This is a genomic window from Acinetobacter sp. 16 (assembly GCF_033439925.1).
Taxonomy (GTDB): Bacteria; Pseudomonadota; Gammaproteobacteria; order Pseudomonadales; family Moraxellaceae; genus Acinetobacter; species Acinetobacter junii.
Genome location: NZ_CP137746.1, coordinates 1,135,454 through 1,157,026, shown reverse-complemented (window position 1 = coordinate 1,157,026; position 21,573 = coordinate 1,135,454). Strand labels below are relative to the sequence as shown.

Here is a 21,573-nt window from a genome sequence, read left to right as displayed (position 1 = left end):
CATGAATATTAAATATCTTACACTTCCTTTAATCGCGGCAACACTTGTATTTACTGGATGTGCAAGCCGAAAACCTGCTGCTGAGATTACCACAGGCAATACACCAAATGGTTCCACAACAGTAAATACAACAGGATTGAGTGAAGATGCTGCATTGAATGCACAAAATCTTGCAGGTGCGTCTTCCAAAGGTGTTACCGCGGCAAATAAAGCATTCTTGGCTAAACGTGTTGTTCACTTCGACTATGACAGCAGTGACCTATCAAATGAAGACTATCAAACACTTCAAGCTCATGCACAGTTCCTAGTCGCAAATGCAAACTCTAAAGTTGCACTTACAGGCCATACTGATGAGCGTGGTACTCGTGAGTACAACATGGCTTTAGGTGAGCGTCGTGCAAAAGCAGTTGAGAGTTTCTTGATTACAAATGGTGTGAATCCACAACAACTCGAAGCAGTAAGCTATGGTAAAGAAGCACCAGTCAATACTGGACATGATGAAGCGGCTTGGAAAGAAAATCGTCGCGTTGAAATTAACTACGAAGCTGTCCCACCATTATTGAAATAAACTTACAAATAAAAAAGCTCACTAACAGTGAGCTTTTTTATTTCTTAATCATTTCGCGAAGTCTGCTGATTATCATGATCTGATTGCATCGACTCAATCAAATCATGTTTATTAAACTCTTTATACTCAGGTTTTGCTTCGTACTCTTTCCAAGCATCTTTGACATTTTCTTTAGAAATTTGTTCTAAACTAATCGGTTCGCTTGGCGTGGGAGTTGCATCAAAATTTTTGGTTGTCATCGTTGTTCTCCAAACCTCCTGTTTAGTATGCAATCAACATAGCATGTAATCTGATTCTTGTAATCATAAAAACAACATAAATAAAGTAAGATAATTTTTATTTTGGGACGTTCTCATCTAGAATAGCGAAAATATTTTTATCAACTTTTGACTCGGCTAAATTGGAGCTATTTAATATGTCAAACCAGACCTTATCCCAATACTTAGAACAACAACATGGGAATTTGACACCTGAGTTGGCACAAGTCATCGAAACGATTGCAAACACTTGTAAGACAATTGATCAAGCACTTCAAAAAGGCGCTCTAGCAGGAATATTAGGTAGTGCTGAAAATGAAAATGTGCAGGGTGAAACACAAAAGAAATTAGATGTGATTTCAAATGATTATTTAATCGATGCTTTGAAGTCACACCCACAAGTCGGTGGCTTGGCTTCTGAAGAATTAGATGATTTCACGCCAGCACAAGAAAACGGTAAATATCTCGTACTTTTTGATCCTTTAGATGGTTCAAGCAATATTGATATCAATATGTGTGTGGGTACAATTTTCTCGATTTTACCTGCAAAAAATACGGTAACTCAATCTGCTGACTTTATGCAAGCAGGTACAGAACAAGTCGCTGCAGGCTATGTACTTTACGGACCATCAACCATGTTGGCATTAACAGTTGGTGCTGGTGTTGTGTTCTTTACTTTAGATCCAAATACACAAACATATTTATTAACGACAGAGAACGTACAAGTTTCTTCAGACACTCAAGAGTTTGCAATTAATGCATCAAATCAACGTCATTGGGAAAATCCTGTAAAACGTTATATTGATGAACTTTTAGCTGGAAAAACATCTGTACGAGAAAAAGATTTTAACATGCGTTGGGTTGCATGTATGGTTGGGGATATTCATCGCATTTTATGTCGCGGTGGTATCTTCTTATATCCTTACGATTTAAAAGATCCTAAAAAAGCAGGTCGTTTACGTTTAATGTATGAAGCGAATCCTATGAGCATGTTAATTGAACAAGCAGGTGGAGCTTCAACGACAGGTCGTGTTCGCATCATGGATATTCAACCAACTGAGTTACATCAACGTGTACCTGTTATCATTGGTTCGAAAAATGAAGTTGAACTTGTAACTAGCTATCATTAATCCCTCTTAAAACTCAGAGCATCATAGACTTATGATGCTCTTTTGGACAATTTATTTATGGCTGTTATCTTTCTAGAATCAAAAGACAATGCAAAAATCAAACATTTGCGTGGTTTAATCGAGTTAAATAGTGCTCGAAAAAAGCATCAACAAACTGTTCTAGAAGGTACGCATCTCTGTTTATCTTGGTTACAACAACAAAGAAAAATCTTTTCTTTATTTACAACTGAGCAAGCTTTGGATCATCCTGAGCTGCAAGAAATTATTGAAATACATCAAGGTCATATTTTCATCATAAGTGAAGTACTTTACAAAGATTTGAGTACATTAGGGACTACCCTACCTTGCTTAGCGATTGTTGATCTTCCAAAAACCTCGCAAACCATCGATTTCAAAGCAGATACTTTAATCTTAGAAAATGTTCAAGATCCTGGAAATGTCGGGACATTGCTTCGTTCAGCAGCCGCGGCGAATATAAAACAAATCATTTGCACCCAAGGTTCAGCTTCTCTTTGGTCTCCGCGTGTGTTGCGTGCAGGTATGGGTGCTCATTTTAGTGTTAACTGTTTTGAAAATTTTCAGTTAACCGACATTCTTCCAAAATTTGAAATCCCTGTTTTTGTCACCAGCTCACACCGATCAACAAGCCTTTACTCAAAAGATTTAACTCAAGCCTGTGTCTGGATTTTAGGAAATGAAGGTCAAGGTGTATCTGATTATGCACTTGAGCATGCAGAAGCTGTCACTATCCCACAACCTGGTGGTCAAGAGTCTCTAAATGTTGCGATTGCTGGATCAATCTGCTTTTTTGAAATGGTCCGCCAACGTCAATAAAACGTTAATTTACTTTAAATGCGCTTTATTTGCGGAAAAAATCAATTACACTGCTAAAATAATTGCTTAAGTTGTCAACGCATTCACCATTTTCAACGTTATATAGATAATGAATTGATAATAATGGTGGGTATCCATGACAGGATTTTCCATCTCTATGGATTTAGCACCTAAACAGGCTCAAACCGATAGCGGTACACATACAGGTACTGTTGAACAACGTCTTCGCTTTTTTATGCAAGACGTTACAGGTCGTGCGCTTGTAATGATGGAAAGTGCAACACAAGGTCAACAAGGCATTGCTATGGATTTAGTGCAAGAAGCATTTATCTCATTGCACAAATCATATTCAGACAAAACAGTGGATGAATGGTATCCCCTGTTTTACACCATTCTAAACAATAAATTACAAGACTGGAGACGGAAAGAAGCACGCAGAGCAAGCCCTTTCTCTTTGTTTAAAAAAATTAGTATAGATGATGACGAAGAACTAATTGATGTAGTTGATGAATCAACACCCAATCCATTCGAATTTCTAAATCAAGAAGTAACAATGGAAGAAATTCAGGATGCAATTCATAAATTACCTGTTCGTCAACAACAAGCATTCATGTTAAGAGCATGGGAAGGATTTGACACGATCACTACAGCTCAAATCATGAATTGTAGCGAAGGTAGTGTAAAAACCCACTATCACCGTGCAATACAAGGACTCAGAATCGCTTTAGAGCATTTAAATCCACATTCGGGAGGTTCATCAGATGAATAAAGATGAGTTCACCAAACAAGTGACTTCCAAACTAGACCAACTAGCAAAAGAACAGCATCATAATAAAATGCTGGTTATGAATCATGTTTTAGATACGGTCCAAAAGAAACCGACATCTTACTACAGTATTTGGAAAATGACTGGTTTTGCTTTGGCCGCTGCAATTACAGGTATTGTAGTTTTACCAAACTCAATAGATTTAGCAGATAAGCCACAAAATCAAGTAATCGTAAATCCAAAACTTTCACCACAAATGGTCGAAGATATGGAAATGTTAATGGCGTTTGGCGAGGATCGAGTTCCACATGGCAGCTAAAAAGTTAGCACTTGTTGTGTGTACGTTAGGCTTATTGCAAACAAGTTTTGCAAGTTCAGAACGTTTTTGGGTTTTTTCAAAACCAAATAAACCGACAACAGAAGAAACGTGGGAAGATCTATCACCTGAAGAGCAGCAACTCTTAATTAAACGCTATCAAACATTAAAAGAAATACCAACCAACCAAAGCACGCAACTACAACAGCGTATGGAATGGTTTACGCAGCTACCTGAAGAAGAAAAGCAAAAAATGCGTGATGTATGGCAAAAAATGAATACTCAAGAACGCAATACTCTGCGTAAAAGAATGCAGAATGCCAGTATTGAAGAGCGCGTATCTATCAGAGAAGAATATCTAAGCAAATATGCAGAACATTAAAAATTATTTTAATAAATTAAAAATAGCGCCCTAAGGCGCTATTTTTTATCTTCTATTTTCTAAAACGACGGTAAGCTAATAAACCCATTAAACCAAATATTGAAAACACTCCAATACTCCCGCCACCATTGTTACTTGCATTACGCGTATCATCAGTAGTCGTTGCTGTACTAATAACACTTACTGTAGCAGTATTAGAAATAGCACCATCAGCATCATATACCTGATAATTGAATGAATAGTTAAATGGGTTGAATGTATTAGATTCTTTAATATAAATATTACCACCGTAACATGTTTCTTTTTGATCAGGTTCTGGACATGCACCTTGGCGATCAGCAGTCACAACTAAATTTTTAGTTGGAACATTAGACAATCGTATTGGTAATTCAATCCCATCAGCATTTCTCCAGAATTGAGGTTTATTCGGTTCATTATCAGGACCTTTACCACCCTCACCAGTATCACCAAAATCATTAGATAATTTTAATAAATCTAATGAAACAGTTTGATTCTGTTGATATTTTAGTGTCACAGATGTATTTTTAGCCTCAGGAGCCACATTGACGAATGCCGCTTTGATCAAACCTGAGGATTTAATACTAGAATCAGTTCTCGATTGAATCGTATATTTACAGAAAATCTTATCACCAGCTTGAGTGATGCTATCATCTTTTCTATAAAGAATAATTTGCTCAAGATTACTATTCCACTCACAGACTATGTTTGGTTTATCACCCTCATCGATATTCGTAATCGAGTCATTAATCTGGCCCGTTCCCAAAACTTCTGTTGTGACAATATAATTCTCGTTACTTTGTACACGACAAATTTCACAGAACCCTTATCCTATCAGGATTCTGCTTTCTTAAAATTGCCAAAATTTCCTTAAACTCTTCTTTTTTCCCAAAACCAATTAAACGCTGAATCGCCATTTGAACATAGTCTAAACCATAGCGAAATAAACTCATTGAGAGTCGTCCATGCTTCTTTATTATTATCGCTTTTTTTTGATTATGTTGCCATTCACCCGTTAAGTAACACCAACAGAAGCTTATAGCTAACACCGCAATCAATTTTTTCACTCGTCTAGGGTCTGTCAAGCGCGTATTTTCAAGATTAAACCCGCGTCCTTTGAGACAACTGAATAAGGTTTCAATTTCCCAGCGTAATGCATAATCCTGAATAGCATTGGCATTAAACTGAGGAGAAACGACGAGTAAAAGCTCTCCATTTTCTAACTGTAGTGCACTTATATATAGTTTCACCCGACCAACCAAAATCCGTCGTTTACGACATTCAATTTGACCAACTTTAAGATGGCGAAATAAATCACTAATTTTATGATTCTTTCCTAAATGATTGGTGACAATGAAGTTTTTTTAACACGAATGCAGAAGTTGATGTCTTGTTCAATTAACCATGTAAACCACTGCTCACCGATAAACTCTCTGTCTGCGAACACATTCACAATACGGTCTTTACCAAAAATGGCTATAAAGCGTTGAATCAAAGCAATACGCTCTTTCGTATCTGAATTTCCACGTTTATTAAGCAATGTCCAAAGGATAGGTATCGCTATTCCACGATAAACGATTGCGAGCATCAGGATATTAATATTTCGTTTTCCCCATTTCCAATTGGTTCTATCTAAAGTCAGTTGCACTTGGTCGAATGAAAACATATTGAAAATCAACTGAGAAATTTGACGATAATCAAAATACTGACCTGCAAAGAAGCGCTGCATACGTCGATAAAATGATTGTGGTAAGCACTTGATGGGCAAGGCTTTAGATGCAGAAGAAAGATTACATGTTTGCTTTAAAATGATCACAAGCATGATGAGCGCAAAGCACTTTAAATGTGACTTGTTCCATTTTAGAGATTTGTTTAAGATAAGATATAACTCATTGAGATGTGTCATAGTATTCGTCGTTAGAAAACAATTATTGTGACATTATTTCAATGAGTTATCTATTTTTGTCGTGTACAGAGTTCTCGTTATTAAAAAATTGTATTCTGTGACTACCATCACTCAGCACAATCTCTTGAGGTATTGGTAGTTGATATCGACTTAAATCGATATAAATTGCCCGATAATGTAAATTTTTATTTAGATTTTCATCTAATTTTTTAAATTTTTCTAAATTATACTTATCAGAAGTAAGCAATAGAGGATCATCTGGATTTTTGATTAGAAATTCATATCTCTCAATTTGCGCCTTGTAACCATCAATTATTTGTTTGATAGAGGTATTCGATAAATCCTCTAAATCACCAGCCGTTAATTTCATTAATTCAACAGAACCAATATCACAACTATTGCGAGCATTAGGATCATAGAACAAAGTACCATCAACAATACGTGCGATTCCTCTTTGATCTTTAGGTCCACAGTTATCACTTTCAGCTGCACTCACATCCACTAGATCTGTTGTCGTTTTATTATTATTTGGATAATACAGTGGCATAAATGCCGTACTTTCAGATGCAGGTTGCAAACTACTTAATAATGTTCGCAAATTAGTGATATTACTTATATCTAAGTTTGTATGTTTTCCCTCTGGTATCACTTCTTTAGGCAAATCGCATGTATTTGATCCAGTTAGTGTAAGTGCATTGTAATCTAGGAATATTTGGGCTGATTTTTCCTCTGATGCAGGACCAAGTAAATAACGGCAAGCATAACTACTGATATTATGAGATAGAATATTAAAACTTAATAATTTCAGACCAAGTTTATCGTATAAAAAAATAGTATTGGCTTGGTTTTCAACAATTGTGTTACTCGTTAATTCAAGGCTACTAGCATTACTTAAAATACTAGATGTGTTATTAGTCGTATTGCCTGCTTTTGTGTCTCCTGTAAACTTCAGCACAGTACCATTTGTAGAATTACTAATATTTTGTGCAATTGTATTTGTGCTTAAATTGACAGTAGGTTCGCCACAGAAATCAAATATACTTACAGAACTTGTTGATCCATTTTGAATTATACTGCTTGACGATAAGAGGTGGTCCCACATGTTTGAACAACTAAAAGCTTATTTATAAGTGATACTCTGCTCTAGTTAAGCTACCTTATTTTGTTGTGGTAGCTGGTCATAGTAAAACTCATCTGGAGTCATTTTGTCCAGACTCGAATGAGGTCGTTTCAAATTATAAAATTCAAAATATGCGTTTAATTGCTTCTTCGCATCCAAAACATTGCTGTAGGCTTTGAGATACACCTCTTCATATTTAACGCTCCGCCATAATCGTTCAACCATCACATTATCAACCCATCGACCTTTACCATCCATACTGATTTGAATGCCATTTGATTTCAATACATCAATAAATGCATCACTGGTAAACTGACTGCCTTGGTCTGTATTAAATATTTCAGGTCGACCATATTTTTCAATAGCTTCATTTAATGTTTCTATGCAAAATGTAACCTCCATACTAATCGATACTCTATGCGCAAGTACCTTGCGGCTATGCCAATCAATCACAGCACATAAATAAACAAAGCCTTTTGCCATAGGGATATACGTTATATCCGTAGACCACACTTGATTACTGCGCTGAATAGCCAATCCTTTGAGCAGATATGGATATTTGCGGTGAGCTTGATTAGCCTGGCTTAAATTTGGTTTGCAATATAACGCATTAATGCCCATTTTCTTCATTAAAGTACGTGTATGACGTCGTCCTATATGATGTCCTTGACGATTCAACAAATCACGCATCATACGGCTACCTGCAAAAGGATATTGCATATGTAATTCATCCATACACCGCATCAGCTTCAGATCTGATGCACTCGCAGGTTTTGGGCGATAATAATAACAACCACGGGAGACTTTCAGCAGCTTAGCTTGCTTAGATACTGAAATCTGAAGTGAGTCGTCGATTAACTTTTGTGGTTGAAGCGGCCCAGTTTCTTCAACACACCTTCTAAAAAATCAATTTCTAATGCTTGCTCACCAATTTTTGCATGTAGTTTTTTTAGATCGATGGGTGGTTCTGTTGGAGCTTTTGATTGATCGAAAGCTTGCGAGGAAGCTGAAATTAATTGATTTTTCCAGTCGATAATTTGGTTTTGATGAACATCAAATTCAGCACTCAATTCAGCAAGTGTTTTTTCTGCTTTAATCGCAGCAAGTGCTACCTTAGCTTTAAAATCATTTGAATGATTTCTTCTTGGTCTACGTGCCATAAAATACTCCATATATTGATGTTTATAACATCATTTGGGGAGCAAAATATCACTTATAAGTGTTGTTCAAATTTCCTGATCCACCTCTATATATCAATTTTTCGTTGCGAGTAGACGTTATCATTAAAACAACTCATTCCCAATACACTACCAACTGGGGATTGATTATTCCGAATTACTGCGTTTGATATAGATAAACCTGTAGTAGGCCCAGCAAGAAAAATTGCACCACCTGAAACACCCGCTTGTGACGCTAAAATGCGAACATTTTGCAAAGCAATATCAGCACCAGCATAAATCGCACCACCACGATCATTTGTTCGTGCATTTTTAAGAGTTATATTGTTCAGAGTAAAGGCTTTTGAACCAATTGTTGTATTAAAAATACGCGAAGAATTATTCCCATCAATAATGGTCTTATTCTCAGTCTGCGCAGGATACTGATTAGTAATTAGACTTCTCTTCTCCCAATCAACAGGTAATGCACCATAAATCACAACATTAACATTCGGTGCCAGTTCTTTCTTCAATACATAAGTACCAGCTTCTAACTGAATTTCTTTTCTAGTAGCAGATGAAATATCAGATACTGTACAGCCACCATAGTTTCTCCTAATCTCAGCAGCTTTTAGAGCTTCACGCAATGAACATGCGTTATTGTTCTCACCATCTTCGTCAACGAACGTATTAACTTTAATAACATCATTGCTTGTCGCAGCGAATAATGGCATCGTTGCAACGATCATGGTTGCTAAAATTCCTTTTTTATAATTTTTCATCTCAATCAAATCCCTTTATCAAGCTTTAAATCTTCGGAAACCAATTAATCCTAATAACATTAAAATTGATGTTAATCCCAAACTACCACCTGAAACATTTACTGTTTTACTTTCAAAATTATTTGGTGGATCTTGAACGATCGTTGTGGGAATGGTGATGTAATAATTTGATACATCGTTAAAACGTGTTGTTGTTGTAATAATACGTAAGTTAAATTTGTCAGCACCATGCCAATTGCTATTTGGTGTATAAACAACATTACCAAATTGATCAATTGTAAGTTTACCTTTGGATGGTGTTAATGTCTGTTGCACTTCAAGGCATCCTGGCTGCCAAGTTTGACCATCAGAACGTTTTCCTAATATACGCTCACAAGATGCAGAATCTAATAGTTCTCCATCTAATAGGCTTTCACTTATATTAAATTTAGCAATCTGACCATAAAGAATGTCTTGACCAGCAATTGGAACTTCTGATCTGTTAATTACAAGCTCTATTGCACCTAGATCACAAAGCTCGTCATATCCGCTTCTATTTTTACCACGCTGATCGATTAACTCACAACTTGCCAAACCAATAGAACTACCATCACTGTAAATCCGCCCCTTATTCACAATTAATGAATCAGATAGAGTTGAATATGATGACAATAACCTTGGTTTAAAGAAACCAACCAATTGATCTTTGGGAGTTGTAAATGGACATAGTAGACCATCTGCAGGAGGTGCATCACATATATCTTTTTCAACACTGTCACCCGCAATTAATTTATGCTTTAGATTATTTTTATCCCACATAAAATTTGGTCGTTCAGCAGGTGCATGTAAATTACAGTCTGATGTTGTCAACGTACTTTGAACGACTGACTCATCATCGGATGATGTAACACAATTTGTAGTACCGTTATCAACAATTATACTATTTGATACAAATGCACTTGGAAATTTTTCTTCTGTAGTTGTCTCCCCAGTTGTTGTCTTGGAGGTCCATTTGGGTGCTTGCAAATATAATCCAGCAGCGTTTTTAATCATTGTTATATTATTAACAATCATTCCTTCACGGATATTTGCAACATACCCACCTTTATTCTGGAATATTGTCGTGTTATTTATGCCAGCAAATCGACTTTGTAGTGCTGCACCTGTAGTCTCATCTCTAAAACCAGTTTGAACGAATAATATAGCTCCATCTATGGCAGAGGTACCTATATTGTCACGAATGACCGATTGTGAGATTAAATATCGAGGCATTTCACTGTAAATAACAGCCCCTTTATCCGCTTTATTGCCTTCTAAGATGCTATTACTAATGCGAACAATACCTGCCGTTTTTTCAGTATCAGATAAAATACCAGCATTATATATCCCGCCACCCCGTGTTGCGTTACCAGAAGTTAAGCGAGAGTACTGAATATTTAATGCTTCTCGATTATAGATCAGACCACCATCATTTAACTTAGTCGCTGATCCTTTTAAATTTAATTCATTTAAATTAACTAAAATTAATTCTTTTTCTACACTTCCATCATTAATAAAGAAGATTCGATCACTTCCCACCATTTTTAGTGTCGCGTTATTCGCACCCTTTTTATTATCATTAAAATCACCACTAGTTGCTGTAGTAATCGTCATTCCTACTTTCAACTCAAGCGGGCTTTGTTGCACAAATAGACGAAAGGTAGAGTTGTTCTAATCTTCAGATATTTATGCAACAGCCACCGTTTTAGCTGTACCAAGTTGAGTAAATTTATTCAAAATATCGACTCTTATTTGCAAGTCAACCATCTGACGATTAAAGCATCGACTAGATACACCTTGTCCAAGTCGTTTCAAGGCAAACATTTTAGCCTCTATTCTGGATCGTCGATGATAACCAATATCTCGTTTCCACTGCTTTTGACCCTTGTCCCAACAGCCTTGTACTGCATGATTCCTTGCTTTACCAATTTCATTTTCTGCCCATAAAGCAGCATTGGAACGAGGAGGGATAATTACATTTGCTTGCCGTTTCAAAATCGCATCATAACAATTCACTGTGTCATAAGCACCATCAGCCGTGACAGATGCAATGGGTTCATCAATTTGATCTAAAAGAGGTTGGAGCATTTCAGCATCACCATATTGGCAGGTGGTGACTTCAACCGCTTGTATTTCTCCACTGTTTGCATCTGTCGCAAGATGTAATTTCAGCCATTGACGATGTTGGTTTACGCCATGTTTTTTACGCACCCATTCCCCATCACCTGTAACTTTGATCCCTGTGCTATCAACTAAAATATGCAAGTCTTCCTGTGGATTTTTTGCTGATTTATGTAGAAGTGGCTGGAGCTTATCTGCTCGCCGACTCAATGTTGAGAAGTCTGGAATATTCCAGTCGAGGTGAGCCATTTGAAAAAGGCTTTGAATGAAACCTTGTGTTTGGCGTAAAGCCAGTTGGAACAGGTTTCGTATCGTCAGGGCAAATTGAATTGCTATATCAGTGTAGGTAGGTTGACGTCCTTTTTTTCCAGTAGGTGTTGCAGACCATTGCATTTGGGGATCAAACCAAATGGTGAAAGCACCCCGTTGACGTAAAGCCTGATTGTACTCAGACCAGTTCGTTGTTTTGTATCGGCTTTTTGATTCTGTATTCATCTAACATGTATGGGGATGAAATTTATTTATGCAACAAAGCTACTCAAGCGACGTATTTAATGAATATTCTTTATCACGCTGTAATAGAATAATAGAACTCGCATCTTTATTACCACAACCATGGTAACCATTTTCATATTCTTTTTTGGCGCGATTATTTAGGAAAAAAACTGCTTCACGTAATGAACAAACGGTATCATCCTTATCTTCATCAACTAGTGTAGTGACTTGAATATCTGCTGCATATACATGTCCAGTAATTGCAAATAAAGCACAGGCAAGCGTCCGCTTGAACATACCGTTCTCCTTCTATTTTTCATTTTTCTTCGTATTGCAAATGACTATTTGCAACCACATTCCTTTGTGCGTACTTTGTCATAGCTCTCAAAATTACTCAAGAAATTTTATGCTATTGGCGATATTCATCAATAAGTGCGTAAATTTGCTTGAGTGTTGTATTCGAGAGCTTAGTTTTTTCACCTTTCAGCATTTTTTCAAGTTGCGCCAATGTTTGTAATAACACTGAGGCCTGATGAGGTCCATTATTCAGTAAGTAATCTACGATCTGCTGGTCAAAATGAATCCCTCGCCGATTCATTACAGATTGCAATAAGGCTTGTCTATCGATAAAAGAGCTGCCATTAGGGACTTTAACACTGACAGCTTGAGTTAATCGAGATTGTAGGTCTGGTAATTCTAATTTTAATTCGATTGGTGCAACTCGTGATGAAAAAACTAACTGACCTTCATGGTTATTCATCAAATGAAAGACTGCTTTTTGCCAATGCGGAACTCCACAAATCGCATCAACATCATCTAAAGCTACTAAATCATAAAATTCTAATGACGTGATCGCTTCAATAGGTGCATCTAATAGCTCTAATAACGATACTTTAATGGCTGGACGATTTAGTTCAAGATAGGAATCACATATCGCAGATAAGAGATGGCTTTTACCTGTCCCTGCACCTCCATAAACATAAAATCTACTGACCAACCCTGTATGTAATTGTCTAATTGCGTCAACGATAGGTCCCCATCCTGGACCCGAAAAATCACTAATTCGGGCATCAAGCTGAGGTTCAATATCCAGTTGTAGTTGACGCATATCGTTAATTTTTTCCTCGATTAATCAGGGTGAGTCTTATTAGATGTATCTGTATCTTGAGTTTTTTCTCCCTCAAGATCAATATCTAATTGCTGCGTTTCAAAATGTACTGGTTGATCATTACTCACTTCGAGAACGAATTCTGAAGGTAATCCATATAAACGACTTCGCTCATAATTATTACGGGCATGCTTAAGTAAAACGACAATAACCGCTGCAACAGGTAATGCAATCAACATTCCGAGAAAACCACCTAATTGAGCTCCCGCTAAGACAGCAAAAACAACTGCAACAGGCGATAGACCAATTTTATCCCCTAACAGGAAAGGTTGCAGAATATAGCCCTCTACCATTTGACCAATCATAAAGACAACACCAACTAATAATAGTTGCATCCAATCAATACCAAACTGGAATAATGTTGCAATCACTGCTGCGATAATTCCAACACCGAAGCCTAAATACGGAATAATACTTGCAAGACCGGCGACCATACCGATAATCAAACCAACTTCTAATCCAATCAGTTGCAATCCAACCGCATAAACAATGCCTAATAACAGCATTACAAGAAATTGCCCTTTAACAAATGCTCCAAGAACGCTATGACATTCACGAACAATCGTTAAAGTAGAAGCTTCATAAGGTCTTGGAATAAGGCGACGTAAACTATCTAACATTCTTTCCCAATCAAGCAAAAAGTAAAATGCAATAATTGGAATAAGGATTACGATACCACCGAGTTGAATAAAATTAAGACCTGACTGCGCTACGCGTAATGCCATAGTTTGAATGCTATCTGCACTATAGTTGGTCTGGATATAATCCATAACTGCTTTAGACAATTGCTCAGTATCTATTTCCATAGGTACAACATTAAATGTATGAGATACCCATGGTAAGAATGTTGCATTTATCCAATGAATTCCAGCAGGTATGCTATCTCTTGCATAAATCAGCTGCTCCCAAACTAAAGGCGCTAAAAACCATAAAACAACTGTTAACAGAACACCAATTCCAACGAACACTAAACTGATCGCTAACCAGCGAGGCAATCTAAATTTGACAAGTGTATCGACGAGTGGGCTGAACAAATATGCAATAAAGAATGCACCTACAAAAGGTAAAACAACAGGTTTCAACAGATATAAGACCCAGAGGAGCAATGCGAGTCCAGCGAGGATAAAGATGCGGCGCAATACCTGATCTTGCATAAAATCCAGCCTTTTTTTGTGTAATCGTTATAAATAGAAAAAAATTTTAATAAAGATAGCATTTTCGAGCATAAATAACATAAGAGTTTCGTATATTCAGGTTATAATCTGCCGCCAATGCGGAGACTTCACTATGAGCAACTCAACTTCTACCCCAAATACTGGTTTAAGCTATAAAGATGCGGGCGTCGACATTGAAGCGGGCGACGCACTGGTCGATCGTATCAAATCAGTCGCTAAACGTACCACACGTCCTGAAGTTATGGGCGGACTTGGCGGTTTTGGTGCGTTATGTAAAATTCCAAAAGGTTATGAAGAACCTGTATTGGTGTCTGGCACCGATGGCGTAGGCACTAAATTACGTTTAGCGCTTAACTTAAATCGTCATGACACAATTGGTCAAGACCTAGTCGCAATGTGCGTAAACGATCTACTCGTGTGTGGTGCAGAGCCATTATTCTTCCTAGATTATTACGCTACAGGTCACTTAAATGTTGATGTTGCAGCAAATGTAGTAACAGGTATTGGTAAAGGTTGTGAATTAGCTGGTTGTGCATTGGTTGGTGGCGAAACTGCTGAAATGCCTGGTATGTACGAAGGCGAAGATTATGATCTTGCTGGCTTTGCAGTAGGTGTTGTTGAGCAAAGTAAAATCATTGACGGTACTAAAGTAAAATCTGGTGATGTACTGATCGGTGTTGCATCAAGTGGTGCTCACTCAAATGGTTATTCATTACTTCGCAAAATTTTAGATGTTAAAAATGTTGATTTGACACAAATCGTTGATGGTCGTTCACTTGCAGATGTAGCAATGGAACCAACTCGTATTTATGTAAAACCTGTTCTTGAACTTTGCAAGCAAGTTGATGTCCATGCAATGGCTCATATTACTGGTGGTGGCTTACCTGGTAACTTACCTCGCGTACTTCCTAATGGTGCTCAAGCAGTAATCAACGAGTCAAGCTGGAATTGGCCAGAACTTTTCCAACTATTACAACGCGAAGGCAATGTTGAACGCTTCGAAATGTATCGTACATTCAACTGTGGTGTTGGTATGGTCATCGCTGTTGATGCAAATGATGCTGATAAAACAATCGAAGTACTTAACTCGCAAGGTGAAACAGCATGGAAAATTGGTTATATCCAAGAAAATGCTGAATCAGTTGAAGGCGCAGACGAAAAAATTCGCGTGATCTTTGCATAATGAGAATTGCGGTACTTGTCTCTGGCAATGGTAGCAACTTACAAGCCCTGATTGATGCAAATCTTTCAGGGCAAATCATTGGTGTACTTTCAAATAAAGCTGATGCATATGCTTTGGAACGTGCTAAACAAGCCAATATTGCTACTGCTCTCGTCTCACACAAAGACTTTCCAAATAGAGAAAGTTTCGATGAAGCCATGCATCAACAACTATTAGCATGGCAAATTGATTTAGTTATTCTTGCTGGTTTTATGCGAATTTTAACACCAAGTTTTGTCAGCCAATGGCAAGGTAAAATGTTAAATATTCACCCCTCCCTTCTCCCTTACTATAAGGGTGTCAATACACACCAACGTGTTTTGAATACGGGTGATCGCTTTCATGGTTGTACGGTTCATTTTGTTACAGCAGAACTTGATGCAGGTCAAAGCATTGCTCAATCTGCGATAGAAGTTCATCTTAACGACACGGTTGAAACACTTGCTCAGCGTGTGCACAAACTTGAGCATTTTATTTATCCTCAAGTTGCAGAATGGCTATGTAATGGTCAACTGACTTGGAGAGATGGTCAGGCATTTTTCAATCAGAAACCTTTGGAACGACCAATTCAGTTCGCGCAATTCTAGAATCAAAAAACACATCCTCGGATGTGTTTTTTTATGTCGTATTACAGAGTCTTAACGAATTAGATTTTTAATTTTCATAACTGTTTCTGTCGGATGTTCCAGTGGGAACATGTGCCCACCCTCTACGATTGAAAAAGGAATGCCTAATTTCTTCTTTGCAACCTGAGGAAACTTCTCTTTTAAAAATACACTGTCACTTCCAACCACTAAATGAACAGGCACTCTAGGCTTCGGCATAGGTAACCACCACATTGAAGGCGTTGTCCTAAACAATTCAACTTCATCATCTTTAGGTATCGTAAGTGTTACCCCACCTTTTCGTGGATCATCTGCTAATGCATAGTCAATATATGCCTGAAAACAATCAGGATCAAAATGTTGATAGAATCCTTTATTTCGCAATAGCTCTGCGGCTTGCTCACGAGATTCCCAGTGATCTCTACGACGTACTGATAAACCTGCAGGCGTAATTTTGTCGACTAATTTGGGTTTAAAAAGCTTTGCAAGATGAAATACAAAAGATGCTTTACCTATAATTAAAGGTGGGTCTAGCATAATCACTTGGGAAAATAATTCAGGACGACGATACGCAGCCATCAAAGTCAATACAGAACCTAAAGAGTGCCCTAAACCGATCACCTTACGACCTTTTGATTGCTGAACAATACTATCTATAACTTGATCAACGAGATATGTCCAACCATGGGTAATCGGATAACGTTTGTCTGTTCCTATTTCAGGTACATAGATAATGTCATAATCACTTTTCAAATCATCAAACAGCTTTTGGTAAACTTTTGAAGGCACACCGTTCGCATGAGCGAAATGAATTAAAGGTTTCATAGATTCGTCTTCAAATTTATCGATTGATCAATTATCTCCCGTTCAAAGATCATTACAATTTAAAAGGGAGAACTACAAAGTAATTTATAGAAAGTAAGATGGTGAGAAAATTAAGATCAAGAATCACTAAGTTTTCTTTACGACAAAGAAAACTTAGTGATAAGTCAGATAATATTATTGTAGTTTTGCGTTTTGTTGAGTGTCTAATTGAGTTGCCAATGATGAGCTAATCCCCTCACCAATTTTTGTACCCATTCGACCTAAAATTGACTCAAGCGGATTATGCTGAACAGTGTAATCAACTTTTTGCTCAACCTTCAAATCTCTCATCAAAGTCGTCAAACTACCACTACGATCCGCCACACCTAAGGCAATCGCTTGCTCACCACTCCAGAATAAACCAGAGAAGATCGCAGGGTCATTAGATTTCAAACGCTTACCACGACCTTCTTTAACAGCTTTAATAAAGTGACTATGAACATTATCTAAAACTGACTGAACATGTGCTTGTTGAGTTGGATTAATCGGCTTTGTCATGCTCAAAATATCTTTATTATTACCAGATGTAAGCGTGCGATCCTCAATACCTAATTTTTGAGTTAAACCGCTTAAGCCATAATTTGGCATAATTACACCAATTGAACCGACTAGACTCGATGGATTAACAATAATTTCATCAGCTGCAGATGCAATATAATAAGCACCTGAGGCGCCCATATCTCCAATCACTGCATAAACTTTTTTAGCTGGATATTGCTTTTTCAAATAGCGAATTTCTTGCCAAATTTCGTCTGACTGAACTGGTGAACCACCAGGAGAGTTGATATTCAAAGCAATTGCCTTACTGCCATTTGCTTCAAATGCACGCTTTAATGCTTTATTTGTATCTTCACTATTCACAGCAGATTGACTGCTTGATGAATCAATCGTTCCGATAATATCGACCACTGCTAAGTGATCACTACTGATACTCGTGGTTGCTTTTTCAGTTGTAGTCGAGCAGCTTTTACTCATTGCAATTAAAACAATCAACAAATAAGCAAAACCTAAACATTTAAAAAAGATACTCCAACGACGACTACGGCGCTGTTCTTCTACAGATGCTAAAACAGCTTTTTCCAAGATTTGCCATTCTTTGCCTGTCACATTATTACTATGTGTTGGTTCGTTTTGTGGTTTCGGTGGCCAATCGGACATAAGATTCCAATCCAATAGATTTTAAAGTGGTTTTATTATATACGCTGATTTACTCAAAACTGTTTAAATAACTTGTTTTAACTTATAATTATTTTGTGCGTTATACTCTTTTCATGTAATTCTAAATACCACAAATCAATGACCCAGCCTCAAGCAACTAGTTCAAACTACAAACTGATCAAACTATTCAGCAAACAACCAATCCAACTAGGACGTTTTTTTGCACGCATATTGGCTGGGTTATTTAACAGATTTCAATTATCTAAAATTTCCAAAATTATTCGTTTAAACATAAAAATAGCATTTCCTGAACTGAGAGATCATGAGTTACAGATACTCTCTAAAGAAGCAATTCGCAATGAGCTTACGTCTTATTTCGAATTTTTAAGTATTTGGGGTTCAAGTAATCAGAAAAACATTCAACGTATACATAGCATCACTGGTGAACAGTACTTTCACGATGCTTTAGCAGAAAAAAAAGGACTTGTGCTCGTCATACCCCACTTCGGAACGTGGGAAGTGATGAATTCTTGGTTATCTCATTATACTAAAATGACGATATTGTATAAGCCAGTTAAAAACCCAGATGCAGATCAGTTTGTCCGTGATGCAAGAAGTCGTGAACAGGCTAACCTCGTACCAACAGATGAAAGTGGTGTACGACAAATTTTTAAGGCATTAAAACAAGGCGGAACAACAGCTATTTTACCTGACCACACACCTGATCAAGGTGGTGATATGATTGATTACTTTGGGATTCCACTAGCATCTAGTAGTCTAAGCGCAAAATTAATCCAAAAAACAAAAGCCAAAGCACTCCTGATCTATGCGATGAGAAATGATCAAGATGGATTTGATATGTTTGTTGAACCAATCAATCCCCAAATTTATGAAGGCAATGCTGAGCAAGGAACACTAATTATTCATCAGGCTTTAGAGCAACTTATTCGCCGCTATCCAAGTCATTACCATTGGAGTTACAAACGATTTAGTGCCAACAAAAGTTTAAAGAAAATTTATGATATTGATGAGCAAGAGGCCTTAGCTAGGGTCGCTGAAGTTAGATTGCAAAATCAAAAATAAATCACTTTTATTGCAACCGAGTTAACCATTTACGTTGTTGTCTGTACATGGAAATTACGGTATTTGCATGATTGATTTCAAAGGAGATCGATCCGTTTTGGCTGGTCGTCAACAATGGAATATTTAATGCTCGCAATCTTTGCTGTAATTCAATACTCGGATGACCATAACGATTTTCAAAACCTGCGGAAGCGATTGCCAATTTAGGTTTAATTCTTGCTAAAAAATCATAAGCTGAACTATGTTTGCTTCCATGATGCCCCAAAACAATGACATCTACTTCTAAGTTTGGATATTGCTGTAATAGCTTATATTCTGTTTCCCAACCTGCATCCCCCATAATTAAGAATTTGCGAAACGGTTTGGCATGTTCAAACTCAATATACACAACACATGAATATTCATTTTGTTGATTTTGAACATAACTCAGCTCCTCTATTTTTGGAGATAGAATCTCAACCTGAGCTTGAGCTAAATTCCATTTTTGACCTTGATGACAAAAAGAAAAATTATCTTTAAATGGCAATTTGTCATTTTTTTCATTGGCATAAACTTTTGTGATCTCGAAGGCTTGCTCAATATATGGGAAAGCACCACTATGGTCTTGATCGAGATGTGACAAAATCATTTGATCTAATTTTTCGATCCCCTGCTGTCGAAGAAATGGAACAATCACTCGCTCACCTAAACTGAACTTCTCTTCATTATATGAACCACCAGTATCTATCATTAGGTTATGCTGAGCTTGTTGTAAAAATACAGATTGTCCCTGCCCCACATCTAAAATGGTTAGCATAGTCTTTTGTTGTTTTGCACCGAATAAAATAGGTAAGAAACAAACTAAACCCCAAGATTTTGGTATCGTTCCTTTCGGCATAAATAAAATAAAAATCCCGACACTCAAAGCAAATAACGACAATGGGATATAACTAATACCTTGTAAATCAGGTGTCAGTGACATCAAAACATCTAATAATCCGATTAGTATGCTTAACAACATATTATTGAGGGTGAATAAAACTAGACCTAATGAAGGAAAAATTAGCCAAACACATGCAGCAAAGATATCTAAAGGTACAACCAACATGCTTAATATCGGGATAGCAATCAGATTACTGAGTGGCGCAAACCAAGCAATTTGTTGGAAAAAAATGATAACTAAGGGCATTAAGGCGATAAAGATTTTCCATTGTGATTCGATCAAAATTTTGATTGCAAACTTTATATCCTCAGTTCTATTTTTTATTCTGTCTTTTGGTAGAGTGCTAATCGTTTGATAAATTCTCAATAGGATGAAACATGCACCGTAAGATAGCCAAAAGGCAGCCGACAAGATACTAAATGGATCATAGATGAGAAATAAACACGCGCTATAAATTAGTAACTGAAAAGGCTTAATCGCTTGGCTTGTGATAACGAAAAAACTTGCCAAGGCGACCGTCAACAATGTCCTTAAAGCTGGAATTTCAAATCCAACAAAAGCGACATAAACAATGACACTAAATAAAAATGGAAAAACCAAAATAATCTGACGAGGTTGCCATAGATATAAGTTTGGAAAATAATGCTGTAAAACTCTTTGCAATCCCCATGTCAACATGATTGCAAAAATCAGCACATGAGGACCCGAGATCGCCAATAAATGTGATATCCCAAGTTGCTGAAATTTTTTCTTTAAATCTTTAGCTAATAAACTTTCATCACCTGTAAGCAACGCAAGCAACAATCCTTTGTGTTGTAAATTTGAATGAGCAAGCGTTTGCCTAAATTCAAATCGCATTATTTCAATCTTAAGACCGATTTTTTCCAAGAAATGGTCTTGCTCCTTCAAGTATTTCAAATGACCAAGCCTATACACCTCATCTTGGCTTAAAGGTACGATTTGTTCGACTAAAAATGCTGACATTAAATTTTGTTGTAAGAACCATTTTTCTTGATCAAAAACACCTTGAACGGCATAACTGTGTGCGGGTTTGATTGTTCCGTAAACTCGATAATAGCTCCCCAATACAAAAGCTTCTGGCTGATGATCCTTCTCCTTTATGTACATCAACCAATTCACTAATTGATCATGTCGATTTAAAACTACAGCTTGTTGTTTAACACCCTCTTCAGTGAGTTCATTTATTTTTCGAATATAAACAACAGCCTCAAATGGTTGCGATTCTAATTCGCGTAATTCAAGTCTTTTTTCTAGAGCTTGATCTGCATAGTGATACCCTGCACAAAACATTGCCCAAATCGCAGTGATCAATAACAGTGACTTATAAAATGGGGAATGTCCTTTATTTTTTATTTTATAAAAAATAAATAGAAGAGTCGCAATACAGCACCAAATCCACCAAGTGGAATTAATGATTTCAAAATCACGCCCCATAGCTGAAATACCCACAATCCAGCCAATCAATATAATTTTCAACATATATTT

General features: G+C 37.0%; 19 protein-coding genes and 4 pseudogenes. 9 read left to right on the top strand and 14 right to left on the bottom strand.

Going from position 1 to position 21,573, the window contains the following annotated elements:
- Nucleotide 1: 1 nt before the first annotated feature.
- Nucleotides 2–568: a peptidoglycan-associated lipoprotein Pal gene (gene pal / locus R2H34_RS05665; RefSeq protein ID WP_004952979.1), complete on the top strand. Its 567-nt coding sequence runs from the start codon at nucleotides 2–4 to the stop codon at nucleotides 566–568.
- Between the two features lie 44 nt (nucleotides 569–612).
- Here the strand turns inward: pal and R2H34_RS05660 are convergent, their stop codons facing one another.
- Nucleotides 613–807, bottom strand: a complete 195-nt coding sequence (locus R2H34_RS05660; protein WP_004913584.1) for an NF038105 family protein — start codon at nucleotides 805–807, stop codon at nucleotides 613–615.
- A 176-nt stretch (nucleotides 808–983) separates the two neighbouring features.
- Here R2H34_RS05660 and R2H34_RS05655 point away from each other — a divergent pair, with 176 nt between their 5' ends.
- From R2H34_RS05655 to R2H34_RS05635, 5 genes are all read left to right on the top strand, one after another.
- Entirely contained in the window at nucleotides 984–1,955 is a 972-nt protein-coding gene (locus R2H34_RS05655) for a class 1 fructose-bisphosphatase (protein WP_005403007.1), read from the top strand.
- A gap of 57 nt (nucleotides 1,956–2,012) precedes the next feature.
- A complete protein-coding gene (locus R2H34_RS05650; protein ID WP_004913589.1) occupies nucleotides 2,013–2,789 on the top strand; it encodes a TrmH family RNA methyltransferase in 777 nt (258 codons plus the stop codon).
- A 157-nt stretch (nucleotides 2,790–2,946) separates the two neighbouring features.
- A complete protein-coding gene (locus tag R2H34_RS05645) occupies nucleotides 2,947–3,558 on the top strand; it encodes an RNA polymerase sigma factor (RefSeq protein ID WP_004913592.1) in 612 nt (203 codons plus the stop codon).
- Nucleotides 3,551–3,874 (top strand): hypothetical protein, encoded by a 324-nt coding sequence (locus R2H34_RS05640; protein ID WP_004913595.1) that lies wholly within the window; start codon nucleotides 3,551–3,553, stop codon nucleotides 3,872–3,874. The genes R2H34_RS05645 and R2H34_RS05640 overlap by 8 nt, the downstream gene beginning before the upstream one ends.
- Nucleotides 3,864–4,253 carry a DUF3106 domain-containing protein gene (locus R2H34_RS05635; protein WP_004959826.1) on the top strand — a complete coding sequence of 130 codons (390 nt, stop codon included), beginning with the start codon at nucleotides 3,864–3,866 and terminating at the stop codon, nucleotides 4,251–4,253. Before R2H34_RS05640 ends, R2H34_RS05635 begins: the two co-directional genes overlap by 11 nt.
- A gap of 52 nt (nucleotides 4,254–4,305) precedes the next feature.
- On the opposite strand, the pseudogene R2H34_RS05630 reads toward R2H34_RS05635, so the two are convergent.
- The 10 genes and pseudogenes from R2H34_RS05630 to cxpE all read right to left on the bottom strand — a co-directional run.
- Nucleotides 4,306–5,070, bottom strand: a pseudogene (locus R2H34_RS05630) (GlyGly-CTERM sorting domain-containing protein); the annotation flags it as partial.
- 16 nt (nucleotides 5,071–5,086) lie between these two features.
- Nucleotides 5,087–6,177 (bottom strand): IS4-like element ISAba1 family transposase gene (locus R2H34_RS05625; protein WP_100222571.1). Its coding sequence is split into 2 segments (ribosomal slippage): nucleotides 5,087–5,637 and nucleotides 5,637–6,177, totalling 1,092 coding nucleotides; the frame shifts between segments, so codons are not numbered across the junction.
- A 46-nt stretch (nucleotides 6,178–6,223) separates the two neighbouring features.
- The gene (locus R2H34_RS05620) at nucleotides 6,224–7,279 is read right to left on the bottom strand and encodes a hypothetical protein (protein WP_318342481.1); all 1,056 of its coding nucleotides are present in this window, start codon (nucleotides 7,277–7,279) and stop codon (nucleotides 6,224–6,226) included.
- Between the two features lie 45 nt (nucleotides 7,280–7,324).
- A protein-coding gene (locus R2H34_RS05615) for an IS3 family transposase (RefSeq protein ID WP_115613877.1) occupies nucleotides 7,325–8,469 on the bottom strand; the annotation gives its coding sequence in 2 pieces (ribosomal slippage) (nucleotides 7,325–8,205 and nucleotides 8,205–8,469; 1,146 coding nt in all).
- A gap of 77 nt (nucleotides 8,470–8,546) precedes the next feature.
- Nucleotides 8,547–9,236, bottom strand: a pseudogene (locus R2H34_RS05610) (CSLREA domain-containing protein); the annotation flags it as partial.
- An 18-nt stretch (nucleotides 9,237–9,254) separates the two neighbouring features.
- A pseudogene (gene rbtA / locus R2H34_RS05605) lies at nucleotides 9,255–10,886 on the bottom strand (rhombotarget A); the annotation flags it as partial.
- A gap of 54 nt (nucleotides 10,887–10,940) precedes the next feature.
- Nucleotides 10,941–11,870: an IS5-like element ISAba10 family transposase gene (locus tag R2H34_RS05600; protein WP_057692912.1), complete on the bottom strand. Its 930-nt coding sequence runs from the start codon at nucleotides 11,868–11,870 to the stop codon at nucleotides 10,941–10,943.
- A 42-nt stretch (nucleotides 11,871–11,912) separates the two neighbouring features.
- A pseudogene (locus R2H34_RS05595) lies at nucleotides 11,913–12,167 on the bottom strand (CSLREA domain-containing protein); the annotation flags it as partial.
- 112 nt (nucleotides 12,168–12,279) lie between these two features.
- The gene (locus R2H34_RS05590; protein ID WP_004913609.1) at nucleotides 12,280–12,978 is read right to left on the bottom strand and encodes a DnaA ATPase domain-containing protein; all 699 of its coding nucleotides are present in this window, start codon (nucleotides 12,976–12,978) and stop codon (nucleotides 12,280–12,282) included.
- Nucleotides 12,979–12,998: 20 nt separating this feature from the next.
- Nucleotides 12,999–14,192 (bottom strand): chloramphenicol efflux transporter CxpE, encoded by a 1,194-nt coding sequence (gene cxpE, locus R2H34_RS05585; protein WP_004913612.1) that lies wholly within the window; start codon nucleotides 14,190–14,192, stop codon nucleotides 12,999–13,001.
- Between the two features lie 133 nt (nucleotides 14,193–14,325).
- On the opposite strand from cxpE, the gene purM reads away from it, so the two are divergent.
- Nucleotides 14,326–15,396 carry a phosphoribosylformylglycinamidine cyclo-ligase gene (purM, locus tag R2H34_RS05580; RefSeq protein ID WP_042891830.1) on the top strand — a complete coding sequence of 357 codons (1,071 nt, stop codon included), beginning with the start codon at nucleotides 14,326–14,328 and terminating at the stop codon, nucleotides 15,394–15,396.
- On the top strand, nucleotides 15,393–16,022 hold the full coding sequence (gene purN / locus R2H34_RS05575; protein ID WP_171133379.1) for a phosphoribosylglycinamide formyltransferase: 630 nt from the start codon (nucleotides 15,393–15,395) through the stop codon (nucleotides 16,020–16,022). Before purM ends, purN begins: the two co-directional genes overlap by 4 nt.
- A gap of 51 nt (nucleotides 16,023–16,073) precedes the next feature.
- Here the strand turns inward: purN and R2H34_RS05570 are convergent, their stop codons facing one another.
- Both R2H34_RS05570 and sppA read right to left on the bottom strand, forming a co-directional pair.
- Nucleotides 16,074–16,865: an alpha/beta fold hydrolase gene (locus R2H34_RS05570; protein WP_087540478.1), complete on the bottom strand. Its 792-nt coding sequence runs from the start codon at nucleotides 16,863–16,865 to the stop codon at nucleotides 16,074–16,076.
- 174 nt (nucleotides 16,866–17,039) lie between these two features.
- Nucleotides 17,040–18,062, bottom strand: a complete 1,023-nt coding sequence (gene sppA, locus R2H34_RS05565; RefSeq protein WP_042891834.1) for a signal peptide peptidase SppA — start codon at nucleotides 18,060–18,062, stop codon at nucleotides 17,040–17,042.
- Between the two features lie 138 nt (nucleotides 18,063–18,200).
- Between sppA and R2H34_RS05560 the strand changes: the two genes are divergently transcribed.
- Nucleotides 18,201–19,145, top strand: coding sequence for a lysophospholipid acyltransferase family protein (locus tag R2H34_RS05560; RefSeq protein ID WP_042891836.1), 945 nt, complete (start codon nucleotides 18,201–18,203; stop codon nucleotides 19,143–19,145).
- Between the two features lie 7 nt (nucleotides 19,146–19,152).
- Here the strand turns inward: R2H34_RS05560 and R2H34_RS05555 are convergent, their stop codons facing one another.
- A complete protein-coding gene (locus R2H34_RS05555; RefSeq protein WP_042891837.1) occupies nucleotides 19,153–21,567 on the bottom strand; it encodes a DNA internalization-related competence protein ComEC/Rec2 in 2,415 nt (804 codons plus the stop codon).
- Nucleotides 21,568–21,573 lie beyond the last annotated feature (6 nt).

Excerpts from the sequence above, each read along its gene's own strand:
- pal (WP_004952979.1), top strand. The coding sequence starts at position 2 with ATGAATATTAAATATCTTACACTTCCTTTAATCGCGGCAACACTTGTA.
- R2H34_RS05660 (WP_004913584.1), bottom strand. The coding sequence starts at position 807 with ATGACAACCAAAAATTTTGATGCAACTCCCACGCCAAGCGAACCGATT.
- R2H34_RS05655 (WP_005403007.1), top strand. The coding sequence starts at position 984 with ATGTCAAACCAGACCTTATCCCAATACTTAGAACAACAACATGGGAAT.
- R2H34_RS05650 (WP_004913589.1), top strand. The coding sequence starts at position 2,013 with ATGGCTGTTATCTTTCTAGAATCAAAAGACAATGCAAAAATCAAACAT.
- R2H34_RS05645 (WP_004913592.1), top strand. The coding sequence starts at position 2,947 with ATGGATTTAGCACCTAAACAGGCTCAAACCGATAGCGGTACACATACA.
- R2H34_RS05640 (WP_004913595.1), top strand. The coding sequence starts at position 3,551 with ATGAATAAAGATGAGTTCACCAAACAAGTGACTTCCAAACTAGACCAA.
- R2H34_RS05635 (WP_004959826.1), top strand. The coding sequence starts at position 3,864 with ATGGCAGCTAAAAAGTTAGCACTTGTTGTGTGTACGTTAGGCTTATTG.
- R2H34_RS05620 (WP_318342481.1), bottom strand. The coding sequence starts at position 7,279 with ATGTGGGACCACCTCTTATCGTCAAGCAGTATAATTCAAAATGGATCA.
- R2H34_RS05600 (WP_057692912.1), bottom strand. The coding sequence starts at position 11,870 with ATGAATACAGAATCAAAAAGCCGATACAAAACAACGAACTGGTCTGAG.
- R2H34_RS05590 (WP_004913609.1), bottom strand. The coding sequence starts at position 12,978 with ATGCGTCAACTACAACTGGATATTGAACCTCAGCTTGATGCCCGAATT.
- cxpE (WP_004913612.1), bottom strand. The coding sequence starts at position 14,192 with ATGCAAGATCAGGTATTGCGCCGCATCTTTATCCTCGCTGGACTCGCA.
- purM (WP_042891830.1), top strand. The coding sequence starts at position 14,326 with ATGAGCAACTCAACTTCTACCCCAAATACTGGTTTAAGCTATAAAGAT.
- R2H34_RS05570 (WP_087540478.1), bottom strand. The coding sequence starts at position 16,865 with ATGAAACCTTTAATTCATTTCGCTCATGCGAACGGTGTGCCTTCAAAA.
- sppA (WP_042891834.1), bottom strand. The coding sequence starts at position 18,062 with ATGTCCGATTGGCCACCGAAACCACAAAACGAACCAACACATAGTAAT.
- R2H34_RS05560 (WP_042891836.1), top strand. The coding sequence starts at position 18,201 with ATGACCCAGCCTCAAGCAACTAGTTCAAACTACAAACTGATCAAACTA.
- R2H34_RS05555 (WP_042891837.1), bottom strand. The coding sequence starts at position 21,567 with ATGTTGAAAATTATATTGATTGGCTGGATTGTGGGTATTTCAGCTATG.